This is a genomic window from Xanthobacter nonsaccharivorans (assembly GCF_043194755.2).
GTDB lineage: Bacteria > Pseudomonadota > Alphaproteobacteria > Rhizobiales > Xanthobacteraceae > Xanthobacter > Xanthobacter autotrophicus_G.
This window is the reverse complement of record NZ_CM195526.1, coordinates 4836265-4858304: the sequence shown is the minus strand read 5'-3', so window position 1 is coordinate 4858304 and position 22040 is coordinate 4836265. Positions and strand designations below refer to the sequence as shown.

The 22040-nt window shown below is 68.3% G+C and carries 28 protein-coding genes, 1 tRNA gene and 1 riboswitch; of the genes, 12 read left to right on the top strand and 17 right to left on the bottom strand.

Annotation, left to right across the window (positions count from 1 at the left end; genetic code table 11):
* Window positions 1-27: 27 nt before the first annotated feature.
* The gene (locus V5F59_RS22210; RefSeq protein ID WP_393980688.1) at window positions 28-240 is read right to left on the bottom strand and encodes a Trm112 family protein; all 213 of its coding nucleotides are present in this window, start codon (window positions 238-240) and stop codon (window positions 28-30) included.
* A 418-nt stretch (window positions 241-658) separates the two neighbouring features.
* On the opposite strand from V5F59_RS22210, the gene V5F59_RS22205 reads away from it, so the two are divergent.
* Window positions 659-1558 carry a DMT family transporter gene (locus tag V5F59_RS22205; RefSeq protein ID WP_393980690.1) on the top strand — a complete coding sequence of 300 codons (900 nt, stop codon included), beginning with the start codon at window positions 659-661 and terminating at the stop codon, window positions 1556-1558.
* A gap of 59 nt (window positions 1559-1617) precedes the next feature.
* Here the strand turns inward: V5F59_RS22205 and V5F59_RS22200 are convergent, their stop codons facing one another.
* On the bottom strand, window positions 1618-2652 hold the full coding sequence (locus V5F59_RS22200) for an aspartate-semialdehyde dehydrogenase (protein WP_393980692.1): 1035 nt from the start codon (window positions 2650-2652) through the stop codon (window positions 1618-1620).
* 263 nt (window positions 2653-2915) lie between these two features.
* Between V5F59_RS22200 and V5F59_RS22195 the strand changes: the two genes are divergently transcribed.
* The 3 genes from V5F59_RS22195 (at window position 2916) to cysW (ending at window position 5230) form a co-directional block, all read left to right on the top strand.
* A complete protein-coding gene (locus tag V5F59_RS22195; protein ID WP_393980694.1) occupies window positions 2916-3251 on the top strand; it encodes a hypothetical protein in 336 nt (111 codons plus the stop codon).
* A 187-nt stretch (window positions 3252-3438) separates the two neighbouring features.
* Entirely contained in the window at window positions 3439-4356 is a 918-nt protein-coding gene (cysT, locus tag V5F59_RS22190; protein WP_393980696.1) for a sulfate ABC transporter permease subunit CysT, read from the top strand.
* Between the two features lies 1 nt (window position 4357).
* On the top strand, window positions 4358-5230 hold the full coding sequence (gene cysW, locus V5F59_RS22185) for a sulfate ABC transporter permease subunit CysW (protein ID WP_393980698.1): 873 nt from the start codon (window positions 4358-4360) through the stop codon (window positions 5228-5230).
* Between the two features lie 182 nt (window positions 5231-5412).
* Here cysW and V5F59_RS22180 read toward each other — a convergent pair whose 3' ends face one another.
* The 5 genes from V5F59_RS22180 to V5F59_RS22160 form a co-directional block, all read right to left on the bottom strand.
* Window positions 5413-5742, bottom strand: a complete 330-nt coding sequence (locus V5F59_RS22180) for a lipopolysaccharide assembly protein LapA domain-containing protein (protein WP_393980700.1) — start codon at window positions 5740-5742, stop codon at window positions 5413-5415.
* A gap of 15 nt (window positions 5743-5757) precedes the next feature.
* Window positions 5758-6042 carry an integration host factor subunit beta gene (gene ihfB / locus V5F59_RS22175; protein WP_024277130.1) on the bottom strand — a complete coding sequence of 95 codons (285 nt, stop codon included), beginning with the start codon at window positions 6040-6042 and terminating at the stop codon, window positions 5758-5760.
* Window positions 6043-6268: 226 nt separating this feature from the next.
* Window positions 6269-7240: a signal peptide peptidase SppA gene (gene sppA / locus V5F59_RS22170; protein WP_393980703.1), complete on the bottom strand. Its 972-nt coding sequence runs from the start codon at window positions 7238-7240 to the stop codon at window positions 6269-6271.
* A 156-nt stretch (window positions 7241-7396) separates the two neighbouring features.
* Complete coding sequence (locus V5F59_RS22165; RefSeq protein ID WP_393980705.1) at window positions 7397-7873, bottom strand: NUDIX domain-containing protein; 477 nt, start codon at window positions 7871-7873, stop codon at window positions 7397-7399.
* A gap of 33 nt (window positions 7874-7906) precedes the next feature.
* Complete coding sequence (locus tag V5F59_RS22160) at window positions 7907-8515, bottom strand: glutathione S-transferase family protein (protein ID WP_393980707.1); 609 nt, start codon at window positions 8513-8515, stop codon at window positions 7907-7909.
* A gap of 116 nt (window positions 8516-8631) precedes the next feature.
* Window positions 8632-8731: riboswitch (TPP riboswitch) on the top strand.
* On the opposite strand from V5F59_RS22160, the gene thiO reads away from it, so the two are divergent.
* From thiO to V5F59_RS22135, 5 genes are all read left to right on the top strand, one after another.
* Window positions 8720-9922 (top strand): glycine oxidase ThiO, encoded by a 1203-nt coding sequence (gene thiO / locus V5F59_RS22155; RefSeq protein ID WP_393980709.1) that lies wholly within the window; start codon window positions 8720-8722, stop codon window positions 9920-9922. It overlaps the preceding riboswitch by 12 nt.
* A 5-nt stretch (window positions 9923-9927) precedes the next feature.
* Entirely contained in the window at window positions 9928-10161 is a 234-nt protein-coding gene (gene thiS, locus V5F59_RS22150; protein WP_393980711.1) for a sulfur carrier protein ThiS, read from the top strand.
* A 154-nt stretch (window positions 10162-10315) separates the two neighbouring features.
* On the top strand, window positions 10316-11095 hold the full coding sequence (locus V5F59_RS22145; RefSeq protein WP_393980713.1) for a thiazole synthase: 780 nt from the start codon (window positions 10316-10318) through the stop codon (window positions 11093-11095).
* Window positions 11096-11101: 6 nt separating this feature from the next.
* A complete protein-coding gene (locus V5F59_RS22140) occupies window positions 11102-11749 on the top strand; it encodes a thiamine phosphate synthase (RefSeq protein WP_393980715.1) in 648 nt (215 codons plus the stop codon).
* Between the two features lie 245 nt (window positions 11750-11994).
* A complete protein-coding gene (locus V5F59_RS22135) occupies window positions 11995-12747 on the top strand; it encodes a carbonic anhydrase (RefSeq protein WP_393980717.1) in 753 nt (250 codons plus the stop codon).
* A 10-nt stretch (window positions 12748-12757) separates the two neighbouring features.
* Here the strand turns inward: V5F59_RS22135 and V5F59_RS22130 are convergent, their stop codons facing one another.
* The 8 genes from V5F59_RS22130 to V5F59_RS22095 form a co-directional block, all read right to left on the bottom strand.
* A complete protein-coding gene (locus tag V5F59_RS22130) occupies window positions 12758-12985 on the bottom strand; it encodes a hypothetical protein (RefSeq protein WP_393980719.1) in 228 nt (75 codons plus the stop codon).
* Window positions 12986-13148: 163 nt separating this feature from the next.
* Window positions 13149-13556 (bottom strand): EF-hand domain-containing protein, encoded by a 408-nt coding sequence (locus V5F59_RS22125; RefSeq protein WP_393980721.1) that lies wholly within the window; start codon window positions 13554-13556, stop codon window positions 13149-13151.
* A gap of 259 nt (window positions 13557-13815) precedes the next feature.
* Window positions 13816-15528, bottom strand: a complete 1713-nt coding sequence (rpsA, locus tag V5F59_RS22120; RefSeq protein ID WP_393980723.1) for a 30S ribosomal protein S1 — start codon at window positions 15526-15528, stop codon at window positions 13816-13818.
* A gap of 422 nt (window positions 15529-15950) precedes the next feature.
* The gene (locus V5F59_RS22115) at window positions 15951-16187 is read right to left on the bottom strand and encodes a NepR family anti-sigma factor (protein WP_393980725.1); all 237 of its coding nucleotides are present in this window, start codon (window positions 16185-16187) and stop codon (window positions 15951-15953) included.
* Window positions 16188-16380: 193 nt separating this feature from the next.
* Entirely contained in the window at window positions 16381-16695 is a 315-nt protein-coding gene (locus tag V5F59_RS22110) for a hypothetical protein (protein ID WP_393980727.1), read from the bottom strand.
* Between the two features lie 142 nt (window positions 16696-16837).
* On the bottom strand, window positions 16838-17068 hold the full coding sequence (locus tag V5F59_RS22105; protein ID WP_393980729.1) for a hypothetical protein: 231 nt from the start codon (window positions 17066-17068) through the stop codon (window positions 16838-16840).
* Between the two features lie 301 nt (window positions 17069-17369).
* Window positions 17370-17639, bottom strand: coding sequence for a YMGG-like glycine zipper-containing protein (locus V5F59_RS22100; protein ID WP_393980731.1), 270 nt, complete (start codon window positions 17637-17639; stop codon window positions 17370-17372).
* A gap of 48 nt (window positions 17640-17687) precedes the next feature.
* The gene (locus V5F59_RS22095; RefSeq protein WP_393980733.1) at window positions 17688-18059 is read right to left on the bottom strand and encodes a hypothetical protein; all 372 of its coding nucleotides are present in this window, start codon (window positions 18057-18059) and stop codon (window positions 17688-17690) included.
* A 284-nt stretch (window positions 18060-18343) separates the two neighbouring features.
* On the opposite strand from V5F59_RS22095, the gene otsB reads away from it, so the two are divergent.
* The 3 genes from otsB (at window position 18344) to V5F59_RS22080 (ending at window position 20916) form a co-directional block, all read left to right on the top strand.
* Window positions 18344-19063, top strand: a complete 720-nt coding sequence (gene otsB, locus V5F59_RS22090; RefSeq protein ID WP_393980735.1) for a trehalose-phosphatase — start codon at window positions 18344-18346, stop codon at window positions 19061-19063.
* A gap of 5 nt (window positions 19064-19068) precedes the next feature.
* Window positions 19069-20544: an alpha,alpha-trehalose-phosphate synthase (UDP-forming) gene (gene otsA / locus V5F59_RS22085; protein WP_393980737.1), complete on the top strand. Its 1476-nt coding sequence runs from the start codon at window positions 19069-19071 to the stop codon at window positions 20542-20544.
* Between the two features lie 285 nt (window positions 20545-20829).
* A tRNA-Leu gene (locus tag V5F59_RS22080) sits at window positions 20830-20916 on the top strand.
* 330 nt (window positions 20917-21246) lie between these two features.
* Here the strand turns inward: V5F59_RS22080 and V5F59_RS22075 are convergent.
* Entirely contained in the window at window positions 21247-21468 is a 222-nt protein-coding gene (locus tag V5F59_RS22075; RefSeq protein ID WP_393980739.1) for a helix-turn-helix domain-containing protein, read from the bottom strand.
* Window positions 21469-21609: 141 nt separating this feature from the next.
* The gene (locus V5F59_RS22070; RefSeq protein ID WP_393980741.1) at window positions 21610-22017 is read right to left on the bottom strand and encodes a hypothetical protein; all 408 of its coding nucleotides are present in this window, start codon (window positions 22015-22017) and stop codon (window positions 21610-21612) included.
* Window positions 22018-22040 lie beyond the last annotated feature (23 nt).

The following is a 22040-nucleotide window of genomic DNA, read 5'->3' as shown; positions in this document are numbered from 1 at the left end:
GCCGGCCGCCGGGCCGGCGCACCCCGCTCAGCGGTTGAGCTCGCTCTCGTCGAGCTTGCGGGCCTCGTCGGCGAGCATGATCGGAATGCCGTCGCGGATCGGATAGGCGAGACGGGCCGCGCGGGAGATCAGCTCCTGGCGGTCGCGGTCGTATTCCAGCGGCGCCTTGGTGAGCGGGCACACCAGGATTTCGAGCAGCTTCGGGTCCACCTCGTGGCCGGGGCGCTGGGACTGGATCATCGCGTCAACCTCCAAGGGCCGTTTTGCTGGGCCATCTTCCGGAGCCGCCGCCGGCCGGCGGTGCCGCTCCTGTTCCGGGCGCACCATAGCGACCGCCGCCGCCGCGTCCACCCTTGAGCCGGATCCGCCTCTCTTCAGCAGCCCGAACGGCGCGGCGGAAGCCGGCGCGCGTGAAGAAAGCGCGTCTGCACAACGAGGCGGAGCGCTTCCCCGATGCCGTGAAGCGGGGAAGCGTCCGGGCCGCCGGGGCCGTCCCATCACGATCCATTTCGCGCCCATCACCCGATTTCATTGTCGCGAACCGGGCCGTTTGCCGTAAGCAGGCCGGGCGCCCGTCCCTCCCCATGTCCCCTCTCATCTCCGCCCCGAAGGCGCCATCTCCGGGCGCGGACGACAGTTGGAACCCCCGAAGGCCGTCATGGATCGTCGCTTGTCCCTCGGGCTTTTCCTCGGCTTCGTGGCGGTGCTCATGTTCGGCGGCACGTTGCCCATGACCCGGTTCGCCCTGGGGGAGCTCAATCCGTGGTTCATCACCTTCGGCCGGGCGGCCCTGGCCGGGATCGCCGCCCTGGCTCTCGTCCTGGTGATGCGCCGGCCGTGGCCGTTCAGCGCCCCGGCCACGGTGCGGGACCTTGCCTTGTCGAGCGTCGCGCTCATCTTCGGCTTTCCCATCTTCATCGCCATCGCGACGCGGACGGTGCCGGCTTCCCACGGGGGCATCGTGCTCGGGCTGCTGCCGCTGTTCACCGCCATCGCCGCGGTGGTGGTGGCCGGGGAGCGGCCAGGCCTTCCCCTGTTCGCGGCGAGCGCGGTGGGGGCCGGGCTGGTGGCGACCTTCGCCTTGCGCAACGGCGGAGCAGGCGGGCTCGGCACGGGGGATACCCTGCTGTTCCTCGGCGTGGTGGTGTGCGCGGCGGGCTACGGCATCTCCGGCCGCCTCGCCCGGCGGATGGCGGGCTGGGAGGTGATCGCCTTCATGCTCATCCTCTGCCTGCCGGTGACGCTGCCCCTCGCGCTCCTCACCTTTCCCTGGGGGGCGAGCGTTTCCGTGCCGGTGTGGGGGGCCTTCGCCTATCTCGGCCTGTTCAGCCAGCTCATCGGCTTCTTCTTCTGGAACGCCGGCCTTGCCATGGGGGGCATCGCCCGTGTCGGCCAGATGCAGCTGCTGCAGACCTTCGTGACGGTGGCGCTGGCCTGGCCGGTGAACGGCGAGAAGCCGGACCCGGAGACCATCGGCTTCGCCGTGGCGGTGGTGCTGGTGGTGGCCATCGCCCAGCGTGTGGCCGTCCGCCGCCCCCGCCCGCCGGGGGGCGGGTGAGGCACAAACGAAAACGGCCCTCCGGGGAGGGCCGTTTCCACGTTTGCGATGATCCGGGCTCAGGCCGCCTTGGAGCGGGCGGTGATGAGCTTGCGGTTGACCAGCACCTCGGCGATCTGCACGGCATTGAGCGCCGCGCCCTTGCGCAGGTTGTCCGACACGCACCAGAAGGCGATGCCGTTCTCCACGGTCGGGTCGTCGCGCAGGCGCGAGATGTAGGTGGCATCCTCGCCCGCCGCCTCGTGCGGGGTGGTGTAGCCGCCCGGCTCGCGGGTATCGACCACCAGGATGCCCGGGGCCTCGCGCAGGATCTTGCGCGCGTCCTCCGCCGAGAGCTCCTTCTCGAACTCCACGTTCACCGATTCCGCATGGGAGATGAAGACCGGAACGCGCACGCAGGTGGCCACCAGCTTGATCTTCGGATCGAGGATCTTCTTGGTCTCCACCACCATCTTCCACTCTTCCTTGGTGAAACCGTCGTCCATGAAGACGTCGATCTGCGGAATGAGGTTGAAGGCGATGCGCTTCGGGAACTTCTTCGGCTCCACCGGATCGGAGACGAACACGGCGCGGGTCTGCGAGAACAGCTCGTCCATGGCGTCCTTGCCGGCGCCGGAGACGGACTGGTAGGTGGAGACCACCACGCGCTTGATGGTGGCGGCGTCGTGCAGGGGCTTCAGCGCCACCACCAGCTGCGCCGTGGAGCAGTTGGGATTGGCGATGATGTTCTTCTTGGTGAAGCCGACGATGGCATCGGCGTTCACCTCGGGAACGATCAGCGGCACGTCCGGATCGGTCCGCCACTGGGACGAATTGTCGATGACGACGCAGCCCTGCGCGCCGATCTTCGGCGACCATTCCTTGGACACGGCGCCGCCGGCCGACATGAGGCAGATGTCGGTATCGGAGAAGTCGTAGGTCTCGAGCGCCTTCACCTTCAGGGTTTTGTCACCGTAGGAGACCTCGACGCCCTGCGACTTGCGCGAGGCGAGTGCAACAACCTCGTCCGCGGGGAAGCCCCGCTCGTCGAGGATCGAGAGAATCTCCCGGCCCACGTTGCCCGTGGCGCCGACGACGGCGACCTTGTAACCCATGTCATTCCTCGGGATCTGCCGGCCCTGCTGGCCGGGAACGCAGCTTTTAGGCCGAACGGCGCAGGCATGCAAATCGCTGATTCGCGAGGTCGCCCCAAAACTGTTGCGCCAGCGCAACGCAGGCGGGTCCAGAAGAGGGGAACATGCCGCCCGTGCCACTCGTTTCCTTGCACGGGGCGCCAGAGTGCCCTAATCCAGTCACAGTCGGCCCCGTGACCGCCCCGGTGACTTGCGGGACGCTCCGGCCGCCTCGGGAGGTTTCCATGCGTGTCGCGCCGTCCTTCACCATCGCCGCTGCCTTTCGGGTGGCGCTCGCGGTGACGTCCGCGGTGGCGCTGACCGGCGCCGTCTCCCTCCTCGGGGCGGACAGCGCCCAGGCTCAGCAGACCACCAAGAAGCGCACCCGCATCGAGCTTTCCAAGCGCTCGTACCTGGATGCCGGCACGGTGGTGAAGCCGGGCTCCAAGTCCTATCTCGACTACGCGCTCCCGCCGGGCTGGTTCTATCCGGGCTACGGCCAGGGCGGCGCCGCTGGCCCCGGCCCCATCACCGGCATCCGCTGGCCGCTGCCGGGCCAGTTCGACCTGCCGGGCTACTGAGGCTGCGCCGCAGCACAGCGCAAGGCAAAGGGCCGCTCGCCGCGGCCCTTTTTTGGCTGCCTATATAACATCTATATTTTGTTGTTCTGCGGGTCTTCCGCAAAGGACATGACTTTAGGTGGAATTGCCGGCATAAGGGCGCTCCACCGGCGGCGGAGCCGCCGCAAGACCCTCTAAGGTCCGTGCCATGCCCCGCCTTTCGACCTTCGCTGCCCCGGCATCCGGCGGCGAAGCCCAGAGCGACGCCCCACCGGGCCGCCCGTCGCGCCCCCAACGGCGGGCGCGGCGCAGCGTCATTCCCGGCTTCCGCCTGTCCCTGGGCGTGACCCTCCTCTATCTGGCGCTGATCGTGCTCCTGCCCATCGGGGCGCTGCTGCTGAAGGCGGCGGACGTGGGCTTTCTCGGCTACATCGCCATCCTCACGTCGCCGCGGACCCTCGCCTCCTTTCAGGTCACGCTGACCACCGCGGCCATCGCGGCGCTGTTCAACGCGGTTTACGGCCTGGGCCTCGCCTGGGTGCTGGTGCGCTACGAGTTTCCCGGCAAGCGCCTGCTGGATGCCATGGTGGACGTGCCCTTCGCTTTGCCCACCGCCGTCGCCGGTCTCGCCCTCACCGCCCTGTTCGCGAAGAACGGCTGGTTTGGCGCCCCGCTCGCGCTGTGGGGCATCCAGGTGGCCTATGCGCCGGCGGGCATCGTCTGCGCCATGGCCTTCACCTCCATCCCCTTCGTGGTGCGCACGGTGCAGCCGGTGCTGGAGGACATGGAGCCGGAGCTGGAGGAGGCGGCGGCGACGCTGGGGGCCTCGGACCTCACCATCTTCCGCAAGGTGATCTTCCCGACCCTGTTCCCCGCCTTCCTCGCCGGCACCTCCCTCGCCTTCGCGCGCTCGCTGGGCGAGTTCGGGGCGGTGGTGTTCATCGCCGGCAACCAGCCGTTCCGCACCGAGATCGTGGCGCTGCTCACCTTCATCCGGCTGGAGGAATATGACTATGCCGCCGCCGCGGCCATCGCCGTGACCATGCTCGCCATCGCCTTCCTCATGCTGTTGGTGGTCAACGCCGTCCAGGCCTGGCACCAGCGTCACGCCCTGGGAGAGGGGTGAGATGGCGGCCTCGCTCAATCGCAACCGCATCCGGGTGGGGGACGGGGTGCTGACCCGTTTGGTCATCCTCACCCTTGTGCTCGCCCTCACGGCTGTCGCCCTCATCGCGCCGCTGGCCGTCATCTTCACCGAGGCGTTCGCGCGGGGCGTGCCCGCCTATCTGGAGGCCCTGGCGCGGCCCGACACGCTCCACGCCGTGGGCCTCACCGTGCTGGCGGCGGTGGTCTGCGTGCCGGTGAACGTCGCCTTCGGCATCGCCGCCGCCTGGGCGGTCACCAAATTCAGCTTTCCTGGCCGCAACCTGCTGCTGGCGGTGGTGGAGCTGCCCTTCTCCGTCTCACCCATCGTGGCCGGCGTCGCCTATCTGTTCGTCTATGGCGGGCAGGGGCTGCTCGGCCCCTTTCTCGAGGCGCACGACATCAAGATCATGTTCGCCGTGCCGGGCATCCTCCTCGCCAGCCTGTTCGTCACCGCGCCCTTCGTGGTGCGCGAGCTGGTGCCGCTGATGATGGCCCAGGGCCGCGAGGAGGAAGAGGCGGCGGTGAGCCTCGGCGCCTCGGGCTTCGACGTGCTGCGGCTGGTGACCTTGCCCAACGTGCGCTTTGCTCTGCTCTACGGCGCGGCCCTGTGCAACGCGCGGGTGATGGGCGAGTTCGGCGCCGTCTCGGTGGTCTCGGGCAACATCCGCGGCAAGACCTCGACCCTGCCCCTGCAGATCGAGCTGCTCTACCAGGACAGCCACGTGCTCGCGGCCTTTGCGGCCGCCACCCTGCTGGCCGGCGTCGCCTTGTTCACGCTGGTGGCGAAGTTTCTCATCGAGCGGGCGCAGAGGAAGCGCGAGGAGATCGTGCCCGTCCGCCGGCCGGGGCACTGATCCGACCGGGCCGGGGCGCTTAAGATGTCAGGTGGCTTCGTCCAGCTGCCGCGCGGGCTCGACCAGGGGCCCGGGGTCGCGCGCGCTGGCCTTGGGCGTGCGGTAACGAAAGCCAGGAAACGAAAACGCCCGGCGTGGCCTGGCGTTCGGTGGTTCGAGGCAGGATGAAGCCGGGCGGACGGTCAGCCGCGCGGGGCGGGCAGGCTGAGGCCCCCGGAGGTGGCCCGCTCGGCGGGCCGGGTCGCAGCCACGCGGTCGAGCTCGCGGCGGGCGCGGCGCGCTTCCTTGCGGAACCGGCCCTGCCGCAGCCAGGTGACGAGCCCCCCGGCCGCGACGCCGACGATCAGCGCCGCGAAGACGATGGCGAACAGGGGCAGCGTCACCGACAGGGCGGGCGCGTCCGGCGAGAAGAGATCGAGGGAGAGCGTCACCGGCTTGCGGTTCGCCACCGCCAGCGCGACGGCGAGGACCGAGAGCGGCAGCCCGATGAGGATGGCGAGAAGGCGGGACACGGCGGTCGCCCGGCCCTACTTGCCGGTGTTGAGACGCTCGCGCATCTCCTTGCCGGTCTTGAAATAGGGCACGGTCTTCTCGGAGACGTCCACCTGCTTGCCGGTGCGCGGGTTGCGGCCGACGCGGGCGTCGCGCTTCTTCACCGAGAAGGCGCCGAAGCCGCGCAGCTCCACCCGGTCGCCGCGCTCCAAGGCGGAGGCGATCTGCTCCAGGATGGCGTTGACGATGTTCTCCACGTCCCGCTGGTAGAGATGCGGGTTGGCTTCGGCGATTTTCTGGACGAGCTCGGACTTGATCATCGTGGCCGCACTTCCTTTGGAGTACGCGCCGACCTGATTGCTCCGCAATCGGATCGGGTCACGCGTTCTCTTCCTTGCGTTTAGAGGGCGATTCACCGGTCAGATTGATTCAATCTGACCGGATCGCACTCTGGAACCGATCCGCTGAACGCCCCGCGGACGGACCTCGCCTTGGTGTCGACCGGTTGCGTCGAACTGGCGTTATTGCTTGATCGGCAAGCCCTTGTCACCCATCGGATCGAGGGTGCCAGAGGGCCAGAAGGCCGTCAAGCTGGCTGCGTTCCAGAGCGCTGCGCGCGGTGTCGCCGAAGAGGGCGGCCGCCTGGGGGAAGCCGAGCGCGCTCACCACCCCGCGCGCGGCGCCGAGCAGCCAGCCGAATTCGTCCCCCACCTGCCCGCTGCGCCAGTTGCGGACCTTGAGCGTCGGCGGCACGCCCTTCTCCTTGGCGAGCCAGGCGCGGGCGGTGCGCTCGTCGCCCAGTTCGTCCACCAGCTGGAGGTCGAGGCCCTGGTGGCCGGTGAAGACGCGCCCGTCCGACACCTCGGCGAGCCGCGGATCGGAGATCTTGCGCCGCTCGGAGACGAGGCCCTTGAACCAGGCGTAGCTGTCCTTCACCAGCGAATCCACGGCGGCGCGGGCCTCGGGGGTGGTTGGGCTGAAGGGGTTGGGCGAGGCCTTCAGCGGCGAGGACTTGATGTCCTCCATGGCGACGCCGAGGGTCTTCATGAGCTCGGTGAAGTTGGGATACTGGTAGATGACGCCCACCGAGCCCACCAGCGCGTTGCGCCGGGCGACGATATGGTCGGCACCCAAAGCGGCGATATAGGCGCCGGAGGCCGCGACCCCCTCCACCACCGCCACCACCGGCTTCTTCTGGGCGAGGCGGCGCAGCGCGTCGTAGAGCTGCTCGGAGCCGGTGACGGTGCCGCCGGGGCTGTCGATGGAGAGGATCACCGCGCTCGCCCGCGAGCGGCCGATCTCCTCCAGCATCTCCACCCGTTCCCGGTCGTTGCGGATGAGGCCGCCGATCATGACCCGGGCCACATGGGGGGAGGAGGCGGGGATGGTGCGCCCGAGCACCGTGGCGACGCCCACCGCCACGGCGGCGACCGCCGCGAGGATGCCGAGCGTCCGCCAGAAGGTGACCTTCCGCCTCAGGCGGCGGCGCTCGACGATCTGGTCGGCGTCGATGGACATCTGAATTCTCCTGTTCACGCGCCGCGTGCGGCGGGTGCGACGGCGGGACTTAAGCGGGCTGCGGCCCGCTTGGCAAGGCGCTCGCGCAAGGCCGGGAGGGCAGGAGCGGGCGGCGCGCCGGCAGAGCCTCGGCCCGACGTGCGCAGGCGGGGGGCGTCACCACCGGTCGGCGGGCGGCAGGCCCTGCCGCCATTCGGCGATGCGCCGCGCCGTGGCGGGGGAAACCCCGTCCGGCAAGGCGTCGAGGGGGAAGAAGTCGGCGGCGACGATCTCGGTGTTGCGAGCGGGGCGGGGGCCGATGGCGAGCCGCTCCGCATGGAACAGGGCCACGTGGTCGCGCCCGCCCACGCGGGGATTGAAGAAGAGTCCGGCGAGGGCGAGCGCCCCCTCCGCCTCCACATTGGCCTCCTCGCGCAGCTCCCGCCGGGCGGCGGCCTCCGCCGTCTCGCCGAGGTCCACGCCGCCGCCGGGAAAATGCCAGCCGGCGATATAGGTGTGCCGCACCAGCAGCAGGCGCCCCTCCCCGTCGCGAGCCATCACGCGCACGCCAAGGGTCATGCCGTGGTGCACCCGGCGCACCACATTGAGGAGAGACTGCAGGTTGAGAGGCGCCATGCCGCGAGCATAGCGCATCCCGGTGCCGCATGCGCCGGGATGCGCGGCGCCTCAGGCCGGCAGGCGGGCGGCCTCCGCCGCCTCCGCCCGCTTGAAGGCGGGGCGCGATGTCACGCGCTCCACATAGGCCGCGACGGCGGGCGTGGGGGCGATGACCTTGAGCAGGTTGATCCCGTACCACAGGTCCGTGCCCAGCATCACGTCGGCGGCGCTGAACGACGCGCCGAGGAGATAGGGCCCTTCCGCCACGGCCTTCTCCACCGTCTCCATCACGAGGTCGAAGCTGCCCCAGCCGGCGGCGGACTTGGGAATCTCGATGGCCTTCATCTTCTGCAGGAAGGCGGGCTCCATGCAGGCCACGGAGAAGAACAGCGTTTGGAGGTATCGCGCGCGCAGCGGATCACCCACCGCAGGCGCGAGCCTGGCGTCCGGGGCCCGTTCGGCCAGCCAGGCGCAGATGGCGCCGCTCTCCGAGAGGATCGCCGCACCGTCCACCAGGGTCGGAACCTTGCCCATGGGATTGAGGGCGCGATAGGCGGGATCGTCCTGCGCGCCGCTGCGGATGTCCACATGTTCGAGCGTGTAGGGAAGGCCCGTCTCCTCCAGCATCCACACAATGCGGAAGGCGCGGGTGTGGGGCGCCCAGTACAGCTTCAGCATGCTCTTCTCCCGGTTTTGAGATGGAACATAAAGTGAACATTCATGCGAGTCCAGCCGCTCGGGGCGGCGGGCAAAGGGGGCGGGCCTTGCGGTTCGGTGCGAGGCATGGATAATACCAGGACGGCCTGGGGTGCCGTGCATCATGCGCGGCTGAGATCACACCCATCGAACCTGTCTGGATCATGCCAGCGTAGGGAGATGCCGATGAGCGAGAGCTTGTCGACTGTCAATTCATCCGTTTCCTCTTCAGCCGGCTCGCCATCGGCGGGCAAGGCGCGTCCGCGCGTCGCCGTTGTCGGTGGCGGCGTCATCGGCCTTGCCATCGCCTGGCGGCTCGCCGCCGCGGGCTGCCCCGTGGAGCTGTTCGACGCCGGCGAGACCGGGCAGGGGGCCAGCCGCGCCGCCGCCGGCATGCTCGCCGCCTGCGCCGAGGCGGAGCCGGGGGAGGAGGGCCTGCTCACCCTCAACCGCGCCAGCCAGACCTATTGGCCGGCCTTCGCGGCCGAGCTGGAGGCGGCATCCGGCACAGGCGTGGACCTGCGCACGGAAGGCACCATCACCATCGCGCTCACCGCCGACGACCTGGCGCGGCTGCGCCACCTCTTCGCCTTCCAGACCTCCCTCGGCCTGCCGGTGGAGTGGCTCTCGGCGGCGGAGGTGCGGCGGCGCGAGCCCTATCTCTCGCCGAAGCTCGCCGGCGGCATCCTGACCCGCGAGGACCACCAAGTGGACAATCGCAAGGTCGCCGCCGCGCTGAAGGTGGCGGCCCTCAAGGCAGGCGTACGCATCCACGAGCGGTCCGCCGTGGCGAAGGTGGAGACCGTGGGCGGCCACGTCGCCGGCGTCATCTGCGGCGGGGCGCTCCATCCCGCCGACGTGGTGGTGCTGGCGGCCGGCGCATGGAGCCGGGGCGTGGACATCAGCCCCGCCGCGCCGCTGCCGGTGCGTCCCATCAAGGGGCAGATGCTGGCCCTGCGGATGGATCCGGCCGCGCCCATCCTCTCCCACGTGCTGTGGGCGCCGGGCTCCTACCTCGTGCCGCGGCGCGACGGGCGGCTCATCCTCGGCGCCACCACGGAGGAGAAGGGCTTCGATCCCGATCTCACCGCCGGCGGCCAATTGGCCCTGCTGACCCACGCCTGGCGCGCCCTGCCGACGCTGGAGGAACTCTCCATCGACGAGCAATGGGTGGGCTTCCGCCCCGGCAGCCGGGATGATGCCCCCATCCTCGGTCCGAGCGCGGAGGTGGAGGGGCTCGTCTATGCCACCGGCCATCACCGCAACGGCATCCTGCTCCTGCCCGTGACCACGCAGGTCATCGCCGATTTCGTGCTCGAGGGCCGCATGGCCGAGGTGGCGGTGCCGTTCGGCGCCGAGCGCTTCCGGCCGCGGCAGGCGGCGGAGTGAGCCCGATGCAGACCGCGACCGCCGCCGCGCGCACCCTGCCCCTCAAGGTCAACGGCCTGCCCGAGGCGCTGGAAGCCACGACCGTGGCCGACCTGCTGCGCGCCAAGGGCCTCGATCCCGAGCGCAAGGGCATCGCCGTGGCGGTGAACGGGTCGGTGGTGCCGCGCCGCATCTGGGCGCAGGCCACCCTTGCCGCCGGCGACGCCGTGGAGATCATCGAGGCCAAGCAGGGCGGCTAGCCGCCCTGCAATGAAAGGCCAATGAGGGCGGCTAACCGCCCCGCAATCGAAAGCATCCGGGGCGCCCGATGCCCCGGCATAACCATAAGGCGCCTGCGCGGCGCCCGGGATGAAACACCGGGAGGCGCCGCCAGCGGCGCCGGGATGAAGCAGAATGACCACATTTTCCGATCCCCTCGTCATCGCCGGGCGCACCTTCCAGTCGCGCCTGTTCCTCGGCACGGCGGGCTATCCCAACCAGAAGATCTTCCTCGATGCGCTGGAGGCCTCCGGCGCGCAGATGGCCACCGCCTCCATCCGCCGCATCAGCCTCGCCGGCTATGAGGAGAGCCTGACGGACCTCCTCACCGGCCGCGTGCACATCCTGCCCAACACCGCCGGCTGCCAGACGGCGAAGGACGCGGTGCTGACCGCCGAGCTCGCCCGCGAGGCGCTGGAGACGGACTGGGTGAAGCTGGAGGTCATCGGCGACCGCGAGCTGCTCTATCCCAATGTGGAAGAGCTTCTGAAGGCGACGGAGGAACTGGTCTCCCGCGGCTTCGTGGTGCTGCCCTATTGCAACGACGATCCCGTCACCTGCCAGAAGCTCGCCGATCTCGGCGCGGCGACGGTGATGCCGCTCGGCTCCATGATCGGCACCGGCCTCGGCATCGCCAATCCGCACATGATCGAGCTGATCTGCGCCCGCTCGCCGGTGCCGGTGGTGCTGGACGCGGGCATCGGCACCGCCTCCGACGCCGCGCTCGCCATGGAGCTGGGTTGCTCAGCGGTGCTGCTGAACACGGCGGTGTCCAAGGCGCTCGATCCGGTGCGGATGGCCACTGCCTTCCGTTACGCGGTGGAAGGCGGTCGGCTTGCCCGCCTGTCCGGCCGCATTCCCAAGAAGCTGCATGCCGAGGCCTCCAGCCCCGAGTTCGGCCTCGTCGGGAGCTGACGGCCGGTGCCGGCGCGATCCGCGTTGCCTTTGCCCGTGCCGCCGCTGCTGCTCATCACCGACCGGGCGCAGGCGCGGGGCGCGTTGGCGGACGTGGTGGCGCGCGCCTGCGCCGGTGGCTGTCGATGGGTCAGCCTGCGGGAGAAGGACCTTCCCGAGACGGAGCAGCTGGCCCTGTTCGCCCGGCTCAGGGAGGTCACGCGCCCGTTCGGCGCCCGGCTGACCCTGCACGGCGCACCGGCTCTCGCTTTGGCGGCCGGAGCGGATGGGGCGCACCTGCCCGATGGCGGCGATCCGGCCGCCGCGCGGGAACTGCTCGGGCCGGGCACGCTGGTGGGGATTTCCGTGCATCGTCCGCAGGATGCGGCGGCGACGGACCCGGCGCTGGTGGACTATATCTCCGCGAGCCCTGTCTTTCTTACCGCGTCGAAGCCCGGCTACGGCCCGGCCCTCGGCGCGGAGGGCCTCGCCGCCTTCGTCGCGGCATCCCCCGTGCCGGTCATCGGGCTCGGCGGGATCGAGGCGAAGACGGTGCCTTTGTGCCTCAGGGCAGGGGCGCACGGCATCGCCGTCATGGGCGGGGTGATGCGGGCCGAGGATGCGGCTGCGGCAATCCAGGAGCTGCGGGGCGCATTGGCCCGGCCCGCGCGCTGAGCCCGGCCAGCGGGATCTGTCCGGTCTTCGCCCGCATCACGCGCCTCCGTCCGCGCGCGCCGATCGGATTGCACGGTCATCTGATCGGATAAAGCGTTCTATTCCTCAAGTTAGAGAGAGGTGTTTCAGCCGCAGGTGGAAGCAAAAGCTGTTTCCACCTTGCTGGATTGCGTTCTAGGCTTGGGCAAGGCGGGGAAACCGCCGCATCCGGAGCCGGCCCCGGCTCCGCAAGCTAGGGGGGTAACATGAAGATCAATCGTCGCACGTTGCTCGCGGGCCTTGCAGCGTGCCCGGTCTGCGCCGGAGCCGCCCGTGCCGCCGACCAGGCCCACTGGACCTATGAGGGACACGGCGGGCCGCAGGAGTGGGGCAAGCTGGAGCAAGGCTTCGCCGCCTGCGCGGTGGGGACCCAGCAATCACCCATCAATCTCGAAGGCGCCGTGAGGGCGGAAAGCGCGGGCCCCGTGCTCGCCTGGAAGCCCCTCGCCTACAAGGTGGTCAATAACGGCCACACCATCCAGGCCGACGTGACCGGCGACGGCGGCACCGCGACCCAGGGCGGCAAGACGTACGCGCTCAAGCAGTTCCATTTCCATGCCCCCAGCGAGCACGCCATCGATGGCCAGCGCACGGCCATGGAGGCGCACTTCGTCCATGCCGCCCCCGAGGGCGGGCTGCTGGTGGTGGGCGTGTTCATGAAGCCGGGCGCGGCCAATGCCGCCTTCTCGTCCGTGATGGCGGCGGCGCCGCGCAAGCCCGGCGAGAAGGTGATGGGCGCGCCGGTCGATCCGGCCGGCCTGTTGCCGGCGGCGCGGGGCACCTATCGCTACGAGGGCTCGCTGACCACGCCGCCGTGCTCCGAGATCGTGGACTGGAACGTTCTCGCCAGCCCGCTTGAGGTGGCGCAGGCGGATATCGATGCCTTCCGCGCCATCTTCCCCATGAACGCCCGCCCGCTGCAGGCGGTGAACCGGCGATTCCTGCTCCGGCTCAACTAAGGCGGCGCAGTCAAGGCTGGGTGACAACGGCCATGCAGGGAATGCGCAGGTCCGTACCGCACAGCTTGGCCTGGGCGGCGAATTTGTCCCAGACGCCGAGCACCACGACGCAGGGGGTCTTTACGTCCCCGCACTGCGCGGGCTCGGCGTCTGCGGGGGTCACCGCCCGCTGAACGACCCCAGCCACGAGGGCTGCGGCAATGATCGTGAGGATGGCCTTGGTGTAGCGGTCGAACATGGGAAAGCTCCACAATTACAGGTTGAGGTGTGGAGCTTCACCCGTCTTCACGCAAATGCAAGGGCCGGCGCCTCCACCGGCCCTTGGATGTTCTGTCGACCGCGCGCCGCACGTCGATCCTTCCGGCGCGCGCCGCTGGTCTGGTCCTGCCTGCGCGTTCGGATCACTTGACGAGGAGCAGCAGCAGCTTCTGTCCGGCGGGCGCATCCAGCTCCGCAGCGGTCAGCTTGCCGTCCTTGTTGGCGTCCGCATCGTTGAAGCGGTTGCGGACGATGACCAGCCACTCGTCGAGCTCCAGCGTCTGGTCGCCGTCCTTGTTGACGGCCGCCCAATCCTCGTCCGTGAGGCGGTCCTTGGTCTCGGACTTCTCCAGGGTCTTGTCGTTGTCGGTATTGATCGTCTTGAAGAATTTGGTGCCGAGGTCGATCACCTCGACGATTTCCAGCGTGTTGTCCCCGTCCTTGTTGAACTTGGCGAGGGCCTCCTTGCCGGACATGCCGGCGAAGGCGGGTCCCAGCGCGGCGAGCGAAACGGCGGCGACGATGCCGAGGCGAGCCAGCTGACGCACCATGGAATGACCTCCCTGTGTTCTCGCGCCGGAGCGGGGAGCAGCCAGATGGCAGCAAGCCGGCCGGTGACACCGCCCCGGACCTCGGGAAAGAGCACGCTCCGACCGACACAGGCCGATCGGATCCGGCTCCCCTGGTTGTGTACTCCTTCGCTCTCGCGCAGGGCAATGGACGAGCCGTGCGGGGCGTCGGCGCGCCGGAAAAGAAAAAGGGCCGGCACATGGCCGGCCCTTTCCATTCGCTGATGACCGCGAGGGGCGATCAGTCTTCCTTCTCGCCCTCGTCGGCGGCCGCGCGCTGCTTCAGGGCGGCGCCCAGGATGTCGCCGAGCGACGCACCCGAGTCCTGCGACCCGTAGGCGGCCACGGCCTCCTTCTCCTCGGCGATCTCGAGCGCCTTGACGGACACCTGCACCTTGCGCGCCTTGCGGTCGAACAGGGTGACGCGGGCATCCAGCTTGTCGCCCACCGAGAAGCGCTCGGGGCGCTGGTCGTTGCGGTCGCGGGCAAGCTCGGAGCGCTTGATGAAGGCCGAGAGGTCGGTGCCGGTGAGCTTCACCTCGATGCCGCCGTCCTTCACGTCGGTGACTTCGCAGGTGACGATGGCGCCCTTCTTCACTTCGCCAGCCTCGGCGAAGGGATCGCCGGCGAGCTGCTTGATGCCGAGGGAGATGCGCTCCTTCTCGACGTCCACGTCGAGCACCACGGCCTTCACCATGTCGCCCTTGCGGTATTCGTCGATCACCTGCTCGCCCGGACGGTTCCAGTCGAGGTCGGAGAGGTGGACCATGCCGTCCACGTCGCCGTCGAGGCCGAGGAACAGGCCGAACTCGGTCTTGTTCTTGACCTCGCCTTCCACCACGGCGCCCGGCGCATACTTCTCGGCGAAGGCCTCCCAGGGGTTCTGGAGGGTCTGCTTGAGGCCGAGGGAGATGCGGCGCTTGGCCGAATCCACTTCCAGCACCTGAACCTCGACCTCCTGGGAGGTGGAGACGATCTTGCCGGGGTGGACGTTCTTCTTGGTCCACGACATCTCGGAGACGTGGATGAGGCCCTCGATGCCGGGCTCCAGCTCCACGAACGCGCCGTAGTCGGTGATGTTGGTGACGCGACCCTTGAAGCGGGCCTCCACCGGATACTTGGCCTCGATGCCCTCCCAGGGATCGCCCAGGAGCTGCTTCATGCCGAGCGAGATGCGGTGGGTCTCGTGGTTGATCTTGATGATCTTCACCTTCACCGTCTGGCCGATGTTCAGCACTTCGGTGGGGTGGTTCACGCGGCGCCAGGCGATGTCGGTGACGTGCAGCAGGCCGTCGATGCCGCCGAGGTCAACGAACGCACCGTAATCGGTGATGTTCTTGACCACGCCGTCGATGGCCTGGCCTTCCTCGAGGTTCTGGACCAGCTCGTGGCGCTGCTCGGCGCGGGTCTCTTCCAGCACGGTGCGGCGGGAGACCACGATGTTGCCGCGGCGGCGGTCCATCTTGAGGATCTGGAAGGGCTGCTGATTGTGCATCAGCGGGCCGACGTCGCGGATCGGGCGGATGTCCACCTGGGAGCGCGGCAGGAAGGCCACGGCGCCGTCGAGATCGACGGTGAAGCCGCCCTTCACCTGGTTGAAGATCACGCCGAAGACCTTCTCGTTGGCCGTGAAGGCCTTCTCGAGCTTGACCCAGCTCTCTTCGCGGCGCGCCTTGTCGCGCGAGAGGACGGCTTCGCCCATGGCGTTCTCGACGCGCTCGAGATAGACCTCGACCTCGTCGCCCACCTTGATGGCGCTCTCGCGGCCGGGGCCGGCGAACTCGCGCAGGGCCACGCGGCCTTCGGTCTTCAGACCGATGTCGATGATCGCGAGGTCCTTCTCGATGGCGACCACGATGCCCTTGACGACGGCACCTTCGTTCACATCGGCGCGGCCGAAGCTCTCGTCGAGCAGGGCGGCGAAATCCTCACGGGTGGTTTCTACAGCGGACATTCACGCTCCAGACTTCTTTGCGCCGGCATCACGAGTTGCGATGCCCGAACCGCTCGGGATGTCCGGCCTTCCATGAAGGAAAGACGGACGGCCGCCAGAAGACTGGCGGGCCGGCGCGAAAGCCGGGCGGCACGGACGATGATTCTGAATATCCCGATGAAACGGGCGTCCCGATGCGCGCTCAGCGAAAGCCAGGGCGGGCTGCCTCCGTCGAACGGAGCCGCGTATCCCGCTGGCCCCTGCCCGCCCAGGCGGCTCCCTGCTTTGAAGGGAGCGCGGCCTCGGACGCAGCTCAAATAGTGCAAGAAGCCCCGGAAGGCAAGGGCTGGCGGCTCTTTCACGGTCCCGCCGCCGGCCGTCGGCCAAGGCGGAGGCATCACGCGCCCGGGATCACCCCCGGAGTTGGCCGGATCGGTGCGATGTCAGGCCTTTTCGCCCTCGTTCTCGCGCTTTTCCGCAAGGACGCTGGTGGTCCCGGCGCCTTCGCTCTCCGGCGCCTCCTCATCCTTGCGCTCCGCGAAAGCGGACTGGAGCTGCGCGGCAAGCTTCATCAGCTCGTCCGGCACATCCTCCTGGGTGAAATCGTCGAACAGCTTGCGCAGCTCCCGCCCGAGCAGGTCCTGACGCGCGGAGATGTCACGACGATGAGGCGTTCGCATGCCGCCTGCCTCTTTCTGGTGCTGGGTCGTCACGGACGTGTCAGGGGGGCCTTCAGGGCGTGCCGTTCGCATGGCTGTTCTTCGATACCGGCGCGGGCGAAGATGAGGTGTCGCACTCCGCCGCGTGCGTTGCAACAAGGTAAATGCTCCACCCCGGACCGAACCGGCGCCGGCGCATGGGATGGGGCACGGGTCATTCGCGATAGAGCCGTCGGGAGGCCTCCTTGCCGCTGCCGAGGTGCTCGCCGGCGTCGCGGTCCCAGCGGGCGGGGCGGGGGACATCCGCATCGTGACGACGATCGGGGCCCTCGAAGGCTGCTTCCGCTTCCCGCAGCAGGCGGCGCTCCTCGTCCGGTCCCGGGCGGCGCCGGCGGGGAAAATCGCGCCGGCTTTCACCCGGAGAAAACTCCGCGCGATCATAGCCATGGGGTGTCGCGCGCGCCGCGGTGGTGGGCGGCGTGTCGCCGTGTGTGCCGCTTCGCGGCTCGCCTTCTCGCGGTCCGGTCATGCTGATTCTCCGCGCGATGCGTCGATGGTGATCCGATTGACTTTCAGAACGCGGGTTCGCCGGATTTGTTCCGGTAGCCGATGGCAGGAGGACTTTTGCCGTCGCCTGGGGACCCGGCCGTGCTCCAACATCGTTCATGTGACTAATAGATCGCAGTCATCGATCGATGCGTGGATGACGTTATCCCGGGAATATCCAGAGGATCTGCGGTCGATGGAAAGGAGGCCTTGATGTTGATCCGGGCTCTGACCTTCCCTGTCATCGATCTGATCACGGCGGCGCTCGGGTTCGGCGGCATCACCGGAACGGCATCGAGATCGCGAAGATCATTTTCTTCGTTGCGATCATCCTTTTTTCTGATCCTCGCCGTCATGGGGGTCATGCGGCGTGGGGGCGGCCGGTCGGTACCGTGATGGGTGGCGGGCCGGGTCGCGGGCTTTCGCTCACGCTTCCGTGATGATCGGCGGCATCGTGCGGCCGGAAAAAAGGAGGGGCCGGGACGCGCGAAGCGCCCGGCCCCAGTTGCTTGGAGATGGGGTGATCCTCGCCACTCAGGGTAAACCTCTGGTTTATTCGCCGTGCCAGGAACCGCCGCAGTGGAAAACGGGGGCAATCGTCCGGGCACAAAAAAAGGGCGCCATGCGGCGCCCTTTTGTCGTCAGGCGGTCAGGGCCTCAGGGGCACTGCACCCGGTAGCGGTTGCCGTAGGCGTCGCGGGCCCAGCAGGCGCGCGGGGTGGTCTCGGCACCGATGATGGCGCCGGTGCCGGCGCCGATGAGGCCACCCACCAGAGCGCCCGTGCCGGTTCCCGTTGCAGCGGCGCCGATGAGCGCACCCGTGCCGGCACCAATGGCCGCGCCGCCCACGGCGCGGTCCTGGCGGGAATACTCACTGCAACCGCCCAGCGCGAGAGCCATCGCGCACACAATGAGAGCCGCTTTCATAATGTTCTCCCTTGCCCTGCGTCCGGCGGGGCCGGCTTCGCAAAACCATCAATCCGAAATTTTTGTCGACGGCCGGCGCACGCCGCCCTTCGACGAGGTCGGAGCCGGGTGCGATCTGCAGCCCGACGTTAGGGCATATAGCACGCAGCCCACCCCGACGCCCACCACCACTGCCGCGGCAGCCACTGCCAGCGGTCCGCCGGGCACGGAAAGCGGTGCGCGCTTCGCGGGGGAGGCAAGGAACGGAAGGGGCAAGGATGCGGCGCGGCTGGAGATCCAATCCCGCGCATCCGTGGCGAGGCGTTCCAGCGTGGCCTCCCGCGGGGCGAGCGTCGCCTGGAGCTCCTCCAGCTGGTCCTTCAGCGCCGCGATGCGGCGTGAGACTGCCGCCGTCGCGACCTGCGTTTCCGTTTCGAGCATGCGTGGCATCTCCCTCACGGTGGGTCGAACGCCCGGCAACGCCTCCGGTTCCGGCAAACGCCTCGGAATGCCGCCACCGTGGCAGGAATGAGACACTGCCGCCGGGGAACCACGACAGTGCTGCTGCGTTGTCCGGCTGTAAAAGGATACGGAGAACCGACCCAGATCCCAGGGAGATCCACGTGCCGTCTGCCCTTCCGGACATCTGTGCCGAAACGGAACATGCGCCTTCGCGCGGACCTCACCCGCACGCGCCCTGGCCGGCAGCGCTGCGGGCGGTCCGCGTGGGGGCGCATGCCTTTTTCCTCGATGTCGACGGCACCCTCATCGATCTCGCTGCGCACCCGGATGCGGTGGTGGTGCCCGACGATCTACCGCGCACCCTTGCCCGCCTCGCCGAGGCTGCGTCCGGCGCGCTGGCGCTGGTGAGCGGGCGGACGATCGAGCGGCTCGACGGCCTGTTCGGCGTGGCCCGGTTCGCCGCCGCCGGCAGCCACGGCGCCCAGTTGCGCCACGCTCCGGGGCACGATGTCGAGGCGGTGCCCGACCTCGATCCCGAGGTCGCCCAAGCGCTGAAGCGGGCGGCCCTCGCCTTCGCCGGCGTGTTCGTGGAGGACAAGGGCCCGTCGCTCGCCATCCACTATCGCGCCTGCCCGGCGCAGGCGCCGCACCTGCGCCTCGCCCTTGAAGAGGTCGCCGCGGCCGCTCCGGACCTCGTGCTCCTGCCCGGTCACTTCGTCTTCGAGGCGAAGCGCGCGGGCTACGACAAGGGGTCGGCGGTGGAGGCCCTGATGCGGCATCCTCCCTTCGCCGGACGCACGCCGGTGTTCATCGGCGACGACGTCACGGACGAAGCGGCCTTCCGCGCGGTCCTCGCGGCGGGAGGCCTCGCCATCGCCGTGGGCGCGCCCCGCGCCGGTGCGGCGGCGGTTCTGCCCGACCCATCCGATGTGCGCCGTTTTCTCACCCACCTCGCGGCGCAGCCGCACCAACGCGGGAGGTGACCCTCGTGTCTCGCATCGTGGTCGTATCCAACAGGGTGGCGCTGCCGCAGAAGTCCGGCGGCAGCGCCGGCGGGCTGGCGGTGGCGGTCAATGCGGCGCTGAAGGACAAAGGCGGGATCTGGTTCGGCTGGAGCGGCCGGGTGGCGCCCGAGCCGTCCGATGCGCCGGAGGTGACGCACCGGGCCGGCATTACCTATGCCGTGATCGACCTCACCGGCGAGGACTACCAGGAATATTACAATGGCTTCGCCAACCGGGTGCTGTGGCCGGTGCTGCATTATCGGGCGGACCTCGCGGAATTCAGCCGGGCGGACCTCTCCGGCTACATGCGTGTCAACCGGATGTTCGCCGATCATCTCGCCCGCATCCTGAAGCCGGACGACATCGTGTGGATCCACGACTATCACATGATGCCGCTCGCCCGGCACCTGCGCGAGCGCGGGCACATGAACCGCATGGGCTTCTTCCTGCACATTCCCATGCCGCCGGCGGACATCATCCAGGCGGTGCCGCAGCATGCGCAGACGGTGGGCGCGCTCGCCCATTACGATCTGGTCGGCTTCCAGACCGACGGCGACCGGGACAATTTCGCCCGCTATCTCGAATTCTCGGGCGGCAGGATCACCCCGGACGGCACCGGCTGCGACATCGGCGGGCGACAGGTGACGCTCGGCACCTTCCCGGTCGCCATCGAAACGGCGGCCTTTGCGCGGCGGGCCCGGCACGCGCACCGGACCCGCTACGTCAAGGCCTTCCGCGAGAGCCTGTCGGACCGCAAGCTGATCATCGGTGTCGACCGGCTCGATTATTCCAAGGGCATCCCCAACCGGTTCGATGCCTACGAGCATTTCCTGCGCACCGTGCCCGAGTGGCATGATCGCGTCTCCTACGTGCAGATCACGCCCAAGAGCCGCACCGACGTGCCCGAATATCAGGAGATGGACCGCGACGTGTCCCACAAGGCGGGCCAGATCAACGGCGCCTACAGCGACGTGACCTGGACGCCCCTGCGCTATGTGAACCGCACCTATTCCCGTTCGGCGCTGGCCGGTTTCTACCGGGTGGCGGACGCGGCGATGGTGACACCCCTGCGCGACGGCATGAACCTCGTCGCGAAGGAGTTCGTGGCGGCGCAGGACCCCTGTGATCCCGGCGTGCTGGTGCTGTCGCAATTCGCCGGGGCTGCGGCGGAGCTGGGGGCTGGCGCCCTGCTGGTGAACCCGCACGACACGGAAAGCATGGCTGCTGCCCTCAAGCGCGCCCTGGAGATGCCCCTCGCCGAGCGGCGCGAGCGGCATTCCCGCATGATGCGGGTGCTCGAGGCCAGGGACATCGACCACTGGGCGGAGGCCTTCCTCGAAGCCCTCGTGCCGGAGGAAACATCCGCCCGCCGGGCAATCGCCTTGCCGCGCGCCGCCATCCGCAGCGTGGTCCGCCTGCCGGCGACCTGGGCGCGCGATCTTCTGCTCCGCGGGGCCTGAGGCCGGGCTGCTGCCCTGGCGGCCGGGGACAGCGCCATTCCCCCGTTGCTGCCGACGGCCCTTTGCGGCTATAGCAATCCGCCGGAATGCGGGCGTGGCGGAATTGGTAGACGCAGCGGACTCAAAAAGTGGTTTGTCTACCATGCGACGGAATATCGCGACGTGTTTAAAGTCTGTTTTAGGCCAATTGGTTGATGGGGTACGAGGAAGGTTGCCGAGGAAACCTCAAAGAACGCTAGGTGCAGAATAGGTGCAGAGCGTGGAGGTTAGAATTGGCGGCCATGTGCGGGCGTGGCGGAATTGGTAGACGCAGCGGATTCAAAATCCGCCGTCCTTACGGATATGTCGGTTCGAGTCCGACCGCCCGCACCATTCTTATAAAAATATCTATTTTTTATCATATAGTTAGCGGATTCGGAGAGGTCGCAATCCACACCTGCATCCACATTTGCAAGGGCGTTGGAGCCTCGTCTTATGGCGAGGGCCGAGCAGGTCGTCATACATTGTAGGGGACGGGGCGGGTCGTTAGGGTTCAGCCCGCTGCCGCCACCATGGCCATCAGCGGTAGGGGCAGACTGTCGAAAATGGCCCGGGCATACCTAGCTGTTTAGGGGCTATTTCATCAAAGCGAAGGTGGGGAGCCAGGGGGCGCGATAGCCAGCTCAATGATTTCTGGCCACTCTATCGTGACCCACGGCCGCTCTACCCTGTGCAGTCGTCAGAGCGAATCAAATCCATGGGCGTGACACCCAGCGCTTGAGATAGCTCGTACAGGGTGATGACGGTTGGATTGCGCCGACCTTGTTCAAGCCCGCTCAGATATTGCTGACTGAATCCAGAACGGGCCTCAACGTCCTCCTGGGTGAGACCCCTCTCATGACGCAGGCGCGCGAAATTCCGGCCAACCAGCTTCCGCATATCCATGCGGACAGGGATGGCAATTCGCCGTGGCTTGGATTATCAACTATAATATGTATTCTCGCAGATCCGCCAAAAGCGGAGCCGCGTGCCGTAGTTCGAGAGAGGGCGATGCTGATGACGATATCCGCAAATCGGGTGCTTGGCTTAATCGCCGCGATCTACCACGGTGACGGACGGCAAGAGATCATCAGCGCGCGCCATCGCTCTAAGCAGCCGATCTCCCAGGCCACCCAAATGCTCACCCGTCTCCTTCAACGTGGCCGAGGCGCGAGCGGCCGCAATACGGCCTTCCAGCGTCACAAGGGCATCAGGATCAAGCTCGACACTCTTGGGACGCGGATGGAAAAATGGAGCTGCCGCCTTTGCTGCATCAAGGCGAATATCAGCGGGCATCGACGTGTCATTTGCGACTGTTGCAAAGTGGAGCAACGGCGTCCAATCCGGGTACTTCGCGACAACGGCTTCTATCGCCTCGATCGAGCGCTTGTTGAGGCTACCCTTCGGACGCCCCGCACCTTCGCGTTTTCCCCCGCGTTTCCGATCGTCCGGCATCTACATTTGAAATCCCAATTCTT